Raw genomic sequence first — 12,335 nt, forward strand, 5'->3', positions numbered from 1 at the left:
TGCCGATGCCGTAGACCTGCGGATCCGCGTTCTCGCCGAGCTTGAGCTTCTCGGTGAGCTGCCGGGCCAGATGCCCGCGCGCGCCCTCGCAAAAGAGCGTGTACTTCGCGTGCAGCTCCATGCCGAGCTGGAAGCTCCCGGTCGGCTCGCCATCCTTGCCGATGCCCATGTTGCCGGTGGCGACGCCCTTCACCGAGCCGTCGTCGCCGTAAAGAATTTCGGCAGCCGGAAAGCCCGGGAAGATTTCCACGCCGAGCGCCTCGGCCATTGTCCCAAGCCAGCGCGTGACGTTCGCGAGGCTGATGACATAGTTGCCGTGGTTCTTGAAGTTGTCCGGCAATGCCCAGTTGGGCACCGCTTTCGCGCCGGTTTCCGAGAGAAACAGGAAGCGGTCTTCCGTGACCTCGACGGTCACCGGCGCGCCCTGATCCTTCCAGTCGGGGATCAGTTCGGTGAGCGCGCGCGGGTCCATGACCGCGCCCGAGAGGATATGCGCCCCGATTTCCGAGCCTTTTTCCAGGACGCACACGCCGATCTCGACGCCTTTTTCCTGCGCCAGTTGCTTCAGGCGGATCGCCGCAGACAGGCCAGCCGGACCGCCGCCTACGATCACCACGTCGTATTCCATCGACTCGCGTGGGCCGTATTGCTCCAAAAGACTTGCAGGGGTCATCAAAGCTCCTCTTGCCATTAGAATGCTTTTTTCGGGTTCGTATTGTCGGGTAACGTTCCCCGGGCTGCAACCGGACAAATCATTTTTGGCACGATCGTTCTATTCTATGCCAGAATCGTCGTTCATCTATTGACGTGGGTTCTGGTGTTACTTCTTATTTGAACAGGGACCACAAATGGGCCGCTCGATCAATCTGGAAGGTAAGGTCGCGATGATCACCGGGGCGTCGAGCGGGCTTGGCAAGCGCTTTGCCCGCGTGCTCTCGCAGGCTGGCGCGAAGGTCGTGCTGGCGAGCCGGCGCGTCGAGCGGCTCAAGGAGCTGCGCGCCGAGATCGAGGCCGAAGGCGGGGCTGCGCACGTCGTTTCGCTCGACGTGACGGACTACCAGAGCATCCGCTCGGCGGTGGCGCATGCCGAAACCGAGGCGGGCACCATCGACATCCTGGTCAACAATTCCGGCGTCTCGACCACGCAGAAGCTGGCGGACGTGACGCCCGCCGATTTCGAATACGTGTTCGACACGAACACCCGCGGCGCCTTTTTCGTCGCGCAGGAGGTCGCGCGGCGCATGATCATGCGCGGCAACGGCGGCGGCCCGAAGCCGGCGTACCGCATCATCAACATCGCTTCGGTAGCCGGGCTGCGCGTGCTGCCGCAGATCGGCCTGTACGCGATCAGCAAGGCCGCTGTCGTGCACATGACGAAGGCGATGGCCCTCGAATGGGGCCGCTACGGGATCAACGTGAACGCGATCTGCCCGGGCTATATCGACACCGAAATCAACCACCACCACTGGGCGACCGAGCAGGGCCAGAAGCTCATCTCGATGCTGCCGCGTCATCGCGTCGGCACACCCGAAGACCTCGACGGCCTGCTGCTGTTGCTGGCCGCCGACGAGTCCTCCTTCATGAACGGCGCGATCATCACGGCCGACGACGGCTTCGGGCTCGCCTGAGCGGCGGGCCAGGGCCGCCGCGCGGCGCCTCGTATCAACGCAAAAAGAAGTGCAATGACTGATTACCACCCCGTTTTTGAAATGACCATGCCGATCCGCTGGGGCGACATGGATGCCTTCGGCCACGTGAACAACACGGTCTATTTCCGCTACATGGAGCAGGTGCGGATTTCCTGGTTCGAGCAGTTGGGCGTGGCGGGCAGCAATGCGCAAGGACAGGGGCCGGTGATCGTCAACGCCTCGATGGAATTTCTGCGGCAACTGCACTATCCGGGCGATGTTCTGTGCACGATGACCGTTGGCCAACCGGGCCGCAGCAGCTTCGATACCGGGTTCGAACTGCACCGCGCCGACGACCCTGAAACGGTCTACGCGCGCGGCAACGCCCGTTGCGTGTGGATCGACTACGCGGCGGGCAGGTCCGTGCCGATTCCCGATACGCTTCGTGCGACGATCGAGCATGCTCCGCTCGTCAAGGCGAGCCGGCCCGGCTGAGCGGGCCGCGGCGCGCTTTGCGCTGCGGTTGCGGTTACCCCTGCTGTTGCCGCTCCGGGCCGCGTCCGCGTTATTGCCCGAGCAGCCGCTGCAGCAGTTCGGTTGCGTTGCCGGTGTCGTACTTGCGCATCAGCCGCGCGCGGTAGACGTCCACGGTGCGCGAGCTGATGTCGAGAATCCGGCCGATCTGCTTGCTGGTCTTGCCGGTGACCAGTTGCGCGGCGATTTCGCGCTCGCGCGGCGTCAGTTCGACAGCGACGCGCCGCGTCGCGCTCAGATCCTCGAAAGTCCAGACGCCCGCTGCATGAGGCGCCGCCCGATCGAGCGAGCGGCCGGTCACGTGACACCAGAAGAGTTCGCCGCTGGCACGTTTCATAATGCGATCGTCGGCGTAGCTGCCGAGCGCGCTCATGATCGGTGGAATGCGCGTGCCGATGCGCTCGAATTCGTCCTCCGATGGATACAGCACCTGAAAGGACTGGCCGATCAGCGCCTCGCGCGTGCAGCGGAAAATGGCGGCGACCTGGTCGTTGCAGTCTTCGATGATGCGTTCGCGCGATAGCACGAGGCCAATCGGCGCCAGGTGAAAGGCGGTCTGATAGTCGAGTGCGGAGCGGGCGGGCGTGTCGTGCATGGCGGAGATGCGGGTATTGCTTTATGTAGTTTTGCGTATTGTGCCGCAACATGCCGCCAGCGTACGCTTTGCACCCACCGGAAGGCAGATTGGCCGAACGGCCGGGGCGGCATGCCCGACTGCATCGGCACGCGTGCATGGCTAGAATGAAGCCTTCCCGGGACGGTCTCGACGTCCCCGCGCAAGGCCGGAACGAACCGGTATCCGGATTTCCATTCGAGGAAAGGACACACTGATGAACAAGGTCTACCCAGGCGCGGCTGCCGCGCTCGAAGGCATCGTCAAGGACGGCCAGACATTCGCGGTCGGCGGTTTCGGGTTGTGCGGCATTCCCGAGGCGCTGATCGGTGCGCTGCGCGACACCGGCGTGAAGGGCATTACCTGCATCAGCAACAATGCGGGCGTGGACGGCTTCGGTCTGGGCCTGCTGCTGGAGACGCGCCAGATCAAGAAAATGATCTCGTCGTACGTGGGCGAGAACAAGGAGTTCGAGCGCCAGTATCTCGCGGGTGAGCTTGAGCTTGAATTCACGCCGCAGGGCACGCTGGCCGAGAAGCTGCGCGCGGGTGGCGCGGGCATTCCGGCGTTCTTTACGAACACGGGCTATGGCACGCTGATTGCCGAGGGCAAGGAAACGCGCCAGTTCGGCGACCGGCACTACGTGCTCGAGCACTCGCTGACGGCCGACGTGGCGCTCGTGAAGGCGTGGAAGGCCGACAAGTCGGGCAACCTCGTTTACCGCCGTACGGCGCGCAACTTCAATCCGATGTGTGCGATGGCGGGCAAGATCACGGTCGTGGAGGTCGAAGAGATCGTCGAGAACGGCGAACTCGATCCGGATGCGATCCATACGCCGGGTATCTTCGTGCAGCGCATCGTGCTCAATGCGCACCCGGAAAAGCGTATAGAACAACGCACCGTGCGCGCCGCGGCACGCGCCTAAGGGAGACCGATCATGGCATGGAATCGTGACGAAATGGCCGCACGCGCGGCGCAGGAACTGCAGGACGGCTTCTACGTGAACCTCGGCATCGGCTTGCCGACGCTCGTGGCCAATCATGTGCCCGAAGGCATGGAAGTCTGGCTGCAGTCGGAAAACGGCCTGCTCGGCATCGGTCCGTTCCCGACCGACGACGAGGTCGACGCGGACATGATCAACGCCGGCAAGCAGACCGTGACAACGCTGCCGGGCTCGTCGATCTTCTCGTCGGCCGACTCGTTTGCGATGATTCGCGGCGGGCACATCAATCTTGCGATCCTCGGCGCGATGCAGGTGAGCGCAAAGGGCGACCTCGCGAACTGGATGATCCCGGGCAAGATGATCAAGGGCATGGGCGGCGCGATGGACCTCGTAGCGGGCGTCAAGCGCGTGGTCGTGCTCATGGAGCACGTCGCGAAGGGCGATCAGCACAAGATTCTCGAAAGCTGCACGCTGCCGCTGACGGGTGTGGGCGTCGTGAACGTCATCATCACCGATCTCGGCGTGATCGAGGTGACCGACGCGGGCCTCGTGGTGACCGAGCTGGCGCCGGGTGTGACCGCCGAGGAAATCAAGGCGAAGACGGGCGCGCCGCTCGACATGAGCGCCATGAGCTGATAGCGGTAGCTGCGGTATATACGCGGACGGCTCGAACAAGATCGGGGCGGGCGGGACTTCGGTCTCGCCCGTTTCGTTTTTGGACGTGTCCATTCTCGCGCCTCGGAGCGCGCGTGAAACGTCGGCCGAACGGCATAGGCCGGTTGGCCAGGTCGCGTGCGTGCGCCGCCTTGCCGCGCGGGGCAACCGGGTGCCGGCAGGCTCCGGCAAGACCCTGCCGGCACCCGGCGTGTGGCTCTCGTGCGGCGCAAAGCCGTTTACAATCGGCCCACAGCCTTCAACGAGGAGTCATTGATGAGCCAGGCGTCCGCTTTGCCGCGACAACACCATGTTCAGTGTCTGAGCCCCTCGGGCCTGCATCGCATCGCGTACACGGAGTGGGGTGACGCAGCCAATCCGCGCGTGCTCGTATGCGTGCACGGACTCACGCGGTCGAGCCGTGACTTCGACCGGCTCGCCGCCGCGTTGTCGGATACGTACCGGGTCGTTTGCCCCGATGTGGTGGGGCGCGGGTTGTCGTCGTGGCTCGTCGATCCGCGCGGCTACGGCGTCGCGCAGTACGTGGCCGATATGGTCACGCTGATCGCGCGCACGGGCGTCGAGAGTGTGGACTGGTTCGGCACGTCGATGGGCGGCTTGATCGGCATGGCGCTCGCGGGCTTGCCCGACGCGCCGATTGGCCGCATGGTGCTGAACGACGTGGGGCCGCATATCGAGCCTGCGGCGCTTGCGCGCATCGGCGACTACGTCGGGCGCGACGAGCGATTTCCTTCGCTGCAGGCGGGCATCGATCGCGCGGCGCAACTCGCTGCCTCGTTCGGACCGCTCACGGCGGACGACTGGCGCGAGATCAACACGCCGCTGCTGCATGAAGCGGATGGCGAGTGGCGCATGCGCTACGACCCGCGCATCGGCGAGCCGTTCAAGAGCATTACGCCCGAACTGAGCGCACAGGGCGAGCAGTTCATGTGGCGTTCCCTGGCGGCATTCAAGGGGCCGGTGCTCGTTGTGCGTGGCGAACACTCGGACCTGCTGTCGCGTGAGACGGTGGCGAAAATGGTCGCAGCCGGACATGACGTGTCGAGCGTCGAAATCCCGGGCGTGGGCCATGCACCGGCATTTTTGGACGCCGGGCAGATCACAGTGGCACAGCGCTTCCTCTGCGCGTCGCACGCCGAGGCGTCATAATGTGAAATTGGCCGAAACGGCCTCAGAGTCACCTGCAGTCAACCTCTACAGGATTATTTATGGCAGTCATTCGTCACCACGTCGGTCCGCGTCTTTCGGAAATGGCCGTTCACAATGGCACGGTCTATCTCGCCGGCCAGATCGCGGAAGACTCGAAGCAGGACATCACCGGTCAGACGCGAGAAGTCCTCGGCCATATCGACCGCCTGCTTGCCGAAGCGAACAGCGACAAATCGCTGCTGCTTTCCGTGCAGATCTATATCGCGGACATGAAGGATTTTCCCGGCATGAATGCCGTGTGGGATACGTGGGTCGAGCAGGGCGCAACGCCGCCGCGCGCGACCGTCGAGGCGAAGCTCGCAAATCCGGAATGTCTCGTCGAAATCGTCGTGGTGGCGGCGCAGCGCAACTGAGCATCCGCGCCGCCCTCTACAGTTGTTCGTTCTTTCCTGTTGCATCCCGTCCGGCGTGCCGGCGGGCACCGTCTCATGAGTAGCGATAGCCTTCCATCCGAGCATGCCGTTGCGGCTGTGCTGCCGTCCATCGACGACGCGCTTGCGTTCGTGCGCGAACACGCGGGCGACGCGCGCCTGTCGACGGGCGAGCTGTTGATCGAGCACGCGCAGGGCACGGTAACGCTCGTAGGCGCGCTGAACCTCGACCCGCCAGCGGTGCTTGCTGCGGCACTCTTCAATATCGCGCCGCATCTGGACGACCCCGAAACGATGCTCGAAGCGCGCTTCGGACCGGAAGTGACGAAGCTCGTCTTCGACGTGCGCAAGCTGCTGCGTCTCGGCACCGTGAGCTTGCGCGCGGCACAGGTCGCTGCGACCGGCGCCGGGCACGACACGCAGTCCGAGCGCCGCGCGCAGGTCGAATCGCTGCGCAAGATGCTGCTCGCGTTCGCGCAGGATATTCGCGTTGTGCTGATCCGGCTCGCGTCGCGGGTGCAGTCGCTGCGCTACTACGCGGCGGCCAAGATCACGCCCGCGCCGGCAGTATCGAGCGAGACGCTCGAAATCTACGCGCCGCTCGCAAACCGGCTCGGTATCTGGCAACTCAAGTGGGAACTCGAAGACCTCGCGTTTCGCTTCGAGGAGCCTGCCACCTACAAGCGCATCGCGAAGCTGCTCGACGAAAAGCGCGTCGAGCGCGAGTCCTATGTCTCCGAAGCGATTGCGCGGTTAAAGCGCGAAATCGCGGCGGCGCAGATCCATGCCGAGGTGAGCGGACGGCCCAAGCATATCTACAGCATCTGGAAGAAGATGCGGGGCAAGGACCTCGATTTCGCGGAGCTTTACGATGTGCGCGCATTCCGCGTCATCGTGCCGGATATCAAGGATTGCTACACGGTGCTCGGCATCGTGCACAACCTCTGGCAACCGGTGCCGAAGGAATTCGACGACTACATTTCGCGCCCCAAGCCCAACGGTTACCGCTCGCTGCATACGGTCGTGATCGGCGACGACGGACGCGCGTTCGAAGTGCAGATCCGTACGCAGGAGATGCACCGGTTCGCCGAGTACGGCGTGGCCGCGCACTGGCGCTACAAGGAAGCCGGTGCGCGCGGCTACGGCGGGCAGTTCAGCGCCAGCGGAAGCTATGACGAGAAGATCGCGTGGCTGCGCCAGTTGCTCGCATGGAAGGACGATGTGGCGGACGGTCGTCAGCCCTGGGAGCAACTGCGCCAGACCACGCTCGACGACGACCATATCTACGTCTTGACGCCGCAGGCGCGCGTGATCGCGCTGCCGCTCGGCGCGACGCCCCTCGATTTCGCGTACCACCTGCACAGCGAGCTTGGCCATCGCTGCCGCGGCGCGCGCGTGGACGGTGCGATGGTGCCGCTCAACACGGCGCTGCGTAATGGGCAGACCGTCGAGGTCGTCACGGTGAAGGAGGGTGGCCCGTCGCGCGACTGGCTCAATCTGCAGCTTGGCTATCTGCAGAGCACGCGCGCACGGCAAAAAGTGCGTGCGTGGTTCAACGCCATCGATGCGCAGGAGAACATCGCAAACGGCCGGGCGATGGTCGAAAAGACCCTGCAGCGCGAGGGCCGCACATCGGTCAGTCTCGATCAGCTTGCGATGCGGCTCGGCTTCAAGACGCCCGACGAACTGTTCGCTGTGGTCGGCAAGGAAGAGTTCAGTCTGCGCACTGTCGAGCAGGCGTTGCACGATGCACCCGCCGCCGAGCCGCAAGTGGAAACGCCCGAGCAGCTCACGAAGCGCGCGAGTGGAACGAACGTGGCGCATGGGGCGTCGTCGGGCGTGCTCGTGGTTGGCGTCGACGCGCTTCTCACGCAGCTTGCGCGCTGCTGCCGCCCGGCGCCGCCCGATGACATCTGCGGGTTCGTCACGCGCGGCAAGGGCATGTCGATTCATCGCAGCGATTGCCCGACGTTCCTGCGCATGGCGCACCGCTCGCCAGAGCGCGTGCTGCAGACCACATGGTCCGCAGACGTGATGGGCGGACGCGGCAAGTCGGTCTATCCGGTGGATATCTCGATCGAGGCCAGCGACCGCCAGGGACTGCTGCGCGACATTTCGGAAGTGTTCGCACGCGAAAAAATGAACGTGATCGGCGTGAAAACGCAGTCGCGGCGCAATGCGGCGTACATGATGTTTACGGTCGAGGTGTCGAACTCCGCACAGATCCTGCGGGCCTGCTTGCTGCTCGGCGAGGTGAGCGGCGTAGTGAGCGCGGCGCGCAAGGGGTGACGAGCGGTAACAAGCGGTGATCGGAGGCGCGCTCACTCAGCGTTGTTCCCGCGTCGCAAAAACCGCTTGCCAAGTCTGCACGCACTTCTTATAATTTCACTTCTTTAGGCTCGTAGCTCAGCTGGTTAGAGCACCACCTTGACATGGTGGGGGTCGTTGGTTCGAGTCCAATCGAGCCTACCAACGAAATCGGAGCAGCGGCATTGCCGAGGCTTCAAGTGCAGTAAAAGCTGCAGTGGAAACACTCAGCGCCACAAGCCGAATACGGCAAGGCGAATACGGTTATGACACCGCGAACGTTCACCGAAACTACTTCGGAGCGACGCTAGTCGAGGACCTCTTTCGCCCTGCTGTCTGGATTGAAAAAGTGAATGCGGCCCCTCGAAAGCGGGGCCGCATTTTTTTTGGCCGCGAGATCGTGTGCGGGTCTCTGCGGGCCTCTTTTACGGCGTGCGACTGGCTCAACTCGGGCCGTCCCATTTTGGAGAATGCAATGGTTGCGATACGTCTGCCCGACGGTTCAGTTCGACAGTACGATCATCCCGTGACGGTCGCCGAAGTGGCGGCCTCGATTGGCCCGGGTCTCGCCAAGGCGGCGCTCGGCGGCAAGCTCGACGGCGAACTGGTCGATACGTCAACGCTGATCGATCGTGACGCATCGCTTGCCATCGTCACCGACAAGGACGCAGACGGCCTCGACATCATCCGTCACTCGACGGCGCACCTGCTCGCCTACGCGGTCAAGGATCTGTACCCGGAAGCGCAGGTCACGATCGGACCGGTCATCGACAGCGGCTTTTACTACGACTTCGCCTACAACCGTCCCTTCACGCCCGAAGATCTCGACAAGATCGAAAAGCGCATGCAGGAAATCGCGAAGAAGGACGAGCCGGTGTCGCGCCGCGTCGTCTCGCGCGGCGAAGCGGTCGATTACTTCTTGAGCATCGGCGAGAAGTACAAGGCCGAGATCATCGACTCGATTCCGGGCGCCGAAGACATCAAGCTGTACTCGCACGGCGGTTTCACAGACCTTTGCCGCGGCCCGCACGTGCCGTCCACGGGCAAGCTGAAGGTCTTCAAGCTCATGAAGGTTGCGGGCGCCTACTGGCGCGGCGACTCGAAGAACGAGCAGCTGCAGCGCATTTACGGCACGGCCTGGGCGAAGAAGGAAGAGCAGGATGCCTACCTGCACATGCTCGAAGAGGCCGAGAAGCGCGACCATCGCAAGCTCGGCAAGCAGCTCGACCTGTTCCACATGCAGGACGAGTCGCCGGGCATGGTGTTCTGGCATCCGCGCGGCTGGACGCTCTGGCAGCAGGTCGAGCAGTACATGCGCGGCCGCCTGCGCGTTGCCGGCTACGACGAGATCAAGACGCCGATGATCATGGACCGCTCGCTGTGGGAAGCGTCGGGCCACTGGCAGAACTATCGTGAAAACATGTTCACGACGGAATCGGAAAAGCGCGACTACGCGATCAAGCCGATGAACTGCCCGGGCCACGTCCAGGTGTTCAATCACGGCTTGCGCTCGTACCGCGATCTGCCGCTGCGCTACGCCGAATTCGGCTCGTGCCACCGCAACGAGGCATCGGGCGCGCTGCACGGCTTGATGCGCGTGCGCGGCTTCGTCCAGGACGACGCGCACATCTTCTGTACGGAAGATCAGATCATCAGCGAATCCATCGCCTTCAACACGCTCGCGATGAGCATCTACAAGGATTTCGGGTTCGATCATATCGACATCAAGCTGTCGCTGCGCCCGGATTCGCGTGCGGGGTCGGATGAAACGTGGGACCGTGCCGAGCAGGGGCTGCGCGACGCACTGACGGCCTGCGGCCTGAAGTGGGAAGAGCTGGCGGGCGAGGGTGCGTTCTACGGTCCGAAGGTCGAGTACCACATCAAGGACGCGCTTGGCCGGTCGTGGCAATGCGGCACGTTGCAGCTCGACATGGTGCTGCCGGAGCGCCTTGGCGCCGAGTACGTGGCGGAGGACAACAGCCGCCGCCGACCGATCATGCTGCACCGGGCGATCCTCGGCTCGATGGAGCGTTTTCTCGGCATTCTGATCGAGCACCATGCTGGTGCAATGCCGTCGTGGCTTGCACCAGTTCAGGTTGTGGTGATGAATATCGCGGGAAATCAGGCGGATTATGCCGCCAATCTGACTCAATCGTTGCAAAAACAAGGGGTTAGAGTGCAGGCTGATTTGCGCAACGAGAAAATTAGCTATAAAATACGCGAGCACACGCTTGAGAAGGTCCCGTACCTGCTTGTCGTCGGCGACAAGGAGCGTGAAGCACAGACGGTAGCCGTGCGTGCCCGTGGCGGTGTCGATCTGGGTGTCATGCCCGTCGATGCCTTCGCCGAGCGCCTGCGCGAGGACGTGCAGACGTTCCGGTGAGCCACTCCGGCAGCGCGGCTCGTTTTTTTAATTTTTAGAGGAAACGTAACATCGCTACTGATAAGTCGCATCGCATCAACGGCGAAATTTCTGCGCCCGAGGTGCGTCTCGTCGGAATCGACAATGAGCCGCTCGGCATCGTAAAGCTCGCTGATGCGTTCCGGATGTCGGAACAACAGGACGTCGATCTGGTTGAAATTGCGCCGCAGGCAGTGCCTCCGGTTTGCCGTTTGATGGACTACGGCAAATTCAAGTACCAGGAGGCGAAGAAGCTGCACGAGGCCAAGCTCAAGCAGAAGGTCATCCAGGTCAAGGAAGTCAAATTCCGCCCGGGTACCGACGACGGCGATTACAACGTGAAGCTGCGCAATCTCACCCGCTTCCTCGAAGAAGGTGACAAGACGAAGATCACGTTGCGTTTCCGGGGCCGCGAAATGGCCCACCAGGAAATCGGCATGCGCATGCTCGAACGTCTGCGCCTTGACCTCGACGAGGTGGGCCAGGTCGAGCAGATGCCGAAGATGGAAGGGCGTCAGATGATCATGGTGCTCGCTCCGAAGAAAAAGAAGTAAGTACAGAAATGAGCACGCGTGGCGCCGCACTGGCGGCGCGGCGGGTGCGAAGTTTTGCAAAGTTTTGAGTAGTACGCCGCGGCGGTGTTCGATGCCGGGGCGCGAAGCAGGTTCCGGATCGGCGCCCGCGCGCCGCACGTTCAGTGCGGTAAACGGGCGTTTTTCCTGAAAGCGGCGGTTAGCAAGATCAGCCAGCTGCCAAAACAAGTGGAGTGGGTTTCGAAGGGCGGTCAGAGGGCAAAGCGCATCGCGCGCGAGAGCCAGCCGCACACCCATGTCCATCAAATAATGGAGTATTCGTCATGCCCAAGATGAAGACCAAGAAGAGCGCTGCAAAGCGCTTCGTGGTGCGTCCGGGTGGTACCGTCAAGCGCGGTCAAGCCTTCAAGCGTCACATCCTGACCAAGAAGACCACCAAGAACAAGCGTCACCTGCGTGGTGCAACGGCCGTTCATGATGCAGATCTGAACTCCGTCCGCGCAATGATGCCGTTCGCGTAATCCTCAACCGACAACTCACAGGAGCTAAACATGCCTCGAGTCAAACGTGGGGTTACCGCACGGGCCCGTCACAAGAAGATCATCAAGCTGGCCAAGGGTTACCGCGGCCGTCGCAATAACGTCTATCGCATCGCCAAGCAGGCGGTCATGCGCGCAGGCCAGTACGCCTACCGCGATCGCCGCAACAAGAAGCGTGTGTTCCGCGCACTGTGGATCACGCGTATCAACGCGGCGGTGCGTCAGCACGACATGACCTACAGCGTGTTCATCAACGGCCTGAAGAAGGCGTCGATCGAACTCGACCGCAAGGTTCTGGCCGATATGGCGGTGTTCGACAAGGCTGCATTTGCTGCGATCGTCAAGCAGGTGAAAGCCGCCGTCGCTGCCTGATAGCACCAGGTATTGCGCAGGTTCGTTGCAGCGAATACTCCGGCCGTTTCGCGGGGTGACGCATTCGCTGCAACAAAAACGGGGCTCCTCACCGAGCCCCGTTTTTGTTGGTAAATACGCTTCTTGCGCCGCTTTTTGCACCGCATCATGCCGTGCCGCTCGCACATCGTAGCGCGCAGCGGCATCGCTCAAGACTCAAACACTGACGCT

Annotated in this window: 13 protein-coding genes and 1 tRNA gene; 12 read left to right on the forward strand and 2 right to left on the reverse strand. The window is 62.8% G+C overall.

Features of this window, described 5'->3' with window-relative positions:
- A partial coding sequence (locus tag ACFPTO_RS18355; protein WP_377713463.1) for an NAD(P)/FAD-dependent oxidoreductase occupies nt 1–673 on the reverse strand: 673 nt, incomplete at its 3' end.
- A 175-nt stretch (nt 674–848) separates the two neighbouring features.
- Here ACFPTO_RS18355 and ACFPTO_RS18360 point away from each other — a divergent pair.
- Complete coding sequence (locus ACFPTO_RS18360; protein ID WP_377713465.1) at nt 849–1,628, forward strand: SDR family oxidoreductase; 780 nt, start codon at nt 849–851, stop codon at nt 1,626–1,628.
- Between the two features lie 54 nt (nt 1,629–1,682).
- On the forward strand, nt 1,683–2,123 hold the full coding sequence (locus ACFPTO_RS18365) for an acyl-CoA thioesterase (RefSeq protein WP_377713467.1): 441 nt from the start codon (nt 1,683–1,685) through the stop codon (nt 2,121–2,123).
- 70 nt (nt 2,124–2,193) lie between these two features.
- Here ACFPTO_RS18365 and ACFPTO_RS18370 read toward each other — a convergent pair whose 3' ends face one another.
- Complete coding sequence (locus tag ACFPTO_RS18370; protein ID WP_377713469.1) at nt 2,194–2,757, reverse strand: LuxR C-terminal-related transcriptional regulator; 564 nt, start codon at nt 2,755–2,757, stop codon at nt 2,194–2,196.
- Nucleotides 2,758–2,992: 235 nt separating this feature from the next.
- On the opposite strand from ACFPTO_RS18370, the gene ACFPTO_RS18375 reads away from it, so the two are divergent.
- The 10 genes from ACFPTO_RS18375 (at nt 2,993) to rplT (ending at nt 12,125) form a co-directional block, all read left to right on the forward strand.
- A complete protein-coding gene (locus tag ACFPTO_RS18375; protein ID WP_296661709.1) occupies nt 2,993–3,700 on the forward strand; it encodes a CoA transferase subunit A in 708 nt (235 codons plus the stop codon).
- 12 nt (nt 3,701–3,712) lie between these two features.
- A complete protein-coding gene (locus ACFPTO_RS18380; RefSeq protein WP_377713471.1) occupies nt 3,713–4,354 on the forward strand; it encodes a CoA transferase subunit B in 642 nt (213 codons plus the stop codon).
- 294 nt (nt 4,355–4,648) lie between these two features.
- Nucleotides 4,649–5,542: an alpha/beta fold hydrolase gene (locus tag ACFPTO_RS18385; RefSeq protein ID WP_377713473.1), complete on the forward strand. Its 894-nt coding sequence runs from the start codon at nt 4,649–4,651 to the stop codon at nt 5,540–5,542.
- Nucleotides 5,543–5,601: 59 nt separating this feature from the next.
- Entirely contained in the window at nt 5,602–5,955 is a 354-nt protein-coding gene (locus tag ACFPTO_RS18390) for a RidA family protein (protein WP_377713475.1), read from the forward strand.
- A 75-nt stretch (nt 5,956–6,030) separates the two neighbouring features.
- Entirely contained in the window at nt 6,031–8,262 is a 2,232-nt protein-coding gene (locus tag ACFPTO_RS18395; RefSeq protein WP_377713477.1) for a RelA/SpoT family protein, read from the forward strand.
- A 106-nt stretch (nt 8,263–8,368) separates the two neighbouring features.
- Nucleotides 8,369–8,445, forward strand: a tRNA-Val gene (locus ACFPTO_RS18400).
- Between the two features lie 310 nt (nt 8,446–8,755).
- A complete protein-coding gene (gene thrS / locus ACFPTO_RS18405) occupies nt 8,756–10,663 on the forward strand; it encodes a threonine--tRNA ligase (protein ID WP_377713479.1) in 1,908 nt (635 codons plus the stop codon).
- 50 nt (nt 10,664–10,713) lie between these two features.
- The gene (gene infC, locus ACFPTO_RS18410) at nt 10,714–11,235 is read left to right on the forward strand and encodes a translation initiation factor IF-3 (RefSeq protein ID WP_377713524.1); all 522 of its coding nucleotides are present in this window, start codon (nt 10,714–10,716) and stop codon (nt 11,233–11,235) included.
- A gap of 302 nt (nt 11,236–11,537) precedes the next feature.
- A complete protein-coding gene (rpmI, locus tag ACFPTO_RS18415) occupies nt 11,538–11,735 on the forward strand; it encodes a 50S ribosomal protein L35 (protein ID WP_293037432.1) in 198 nt (65 codons plus the stop codon).
- A gap of 30 nt (nt 11,736–11,765) precedes the next feature.
- Nucleotides 11,766–12,125 (forward strand): 50S ribosomal protein L20, encoded by a 360-nt coding sequence (rplT, locus tag ACFPTO_RS18420; protein WP_007585475.1) that lies wholly within the window; start codon nt 11,766–11,768, stop codon nt 12,123–12,125.
- Nucleotides 12,126–12,335 lie beyond the last annotated feature (210 nt).

This window comes from Paraburkholderia denitrificans, assembly GCF_042655705.1.
GTDB lineage: Bacteria > Pseudomonadota > Gammaproteobacteria > Burkholderiales > Burkholderiaceae > Paraburkholderia > Paraburkholderia denitrificans.

Bases quoted from the DNA above. Each gene is read 5' to 3' on its own strand.
- ACFPTO_RS18360 (WP_377713465.1), top strand. From the start codon at position 849: ATGGGCCGCTCGATCAATCTGGAAGGTAAGGTCGCGATGATCACCGGG.
- ACFPTO_RS18365 (WP_377713467.1), top strand. From the start codon at position 1,683: ATGACTGATTACCACCCCGTTTTTGAAATGACCATGCCGATCCGCTGG.
- ACFPTO_RS18370 (WP_377713469.1), bottom strand. From the start codon at position 2,757: ATGCACGACACGCCCGCCCGCTCCGCACTCGACTATCAGACCGCCTTT.
- ACFPTO_RS18375 (WP_296661709.1), top strand. From the start codon at position 2,993: ATGAACAAGGTCTACCCAGGCGCGGCTGCCGCGCTCGAAGGCATCGTC.
- ACFPTO_RS18380 (WP_377713471.1), top strand. From the start codon at position 3,713: ATGGCATGGAATCGTGACGAAATGGCCGCACGCGCGGCGCAGGAACTG.
- ACFPTO_RS18385 (WP_377713473.1), top strand. From the start codon at position 4,649: ATGAGCCAGGCGTCCGCTTTGCCGCGACAACACCATGTTCAGTGTCTG.
- ACFPTO_RS18390 (WP_377713475.1), top strand. From the start codon at position 5,602: ATGGCAGTCATTCGTCACCACGTCGGTCCGCGTCTTTCGGAAATGGCC.
- ACFPTO_RS18395 (WP_377713477.1), top strand. From the start codon at position 6,031: ATGAGTAGCGATAGCCTTCCATCCGAGCATGCCGTTGCGGCTGTGCTG.
- thrS (WP_377713479.1), top strand. From the start codon at position 8,756: ATGGTTGCGATACGTCTGCCCGACGGTTCAGTTCGACAGTACGATCAT.
- rpmI (WP_293037432.1), top strand. From the start codon at position 11,538: ATGCCCAAGATGAAGACCAAGAAGAGCGCTGCAAAGCGCTTCGTGGTG.
- rplT (WP_007585475.1), top strand. From the start codon at position 11,766: ATGCCTCGAGTCAAACGTGGGGTTACCGCACGGGCCCGTCACAAGAAG.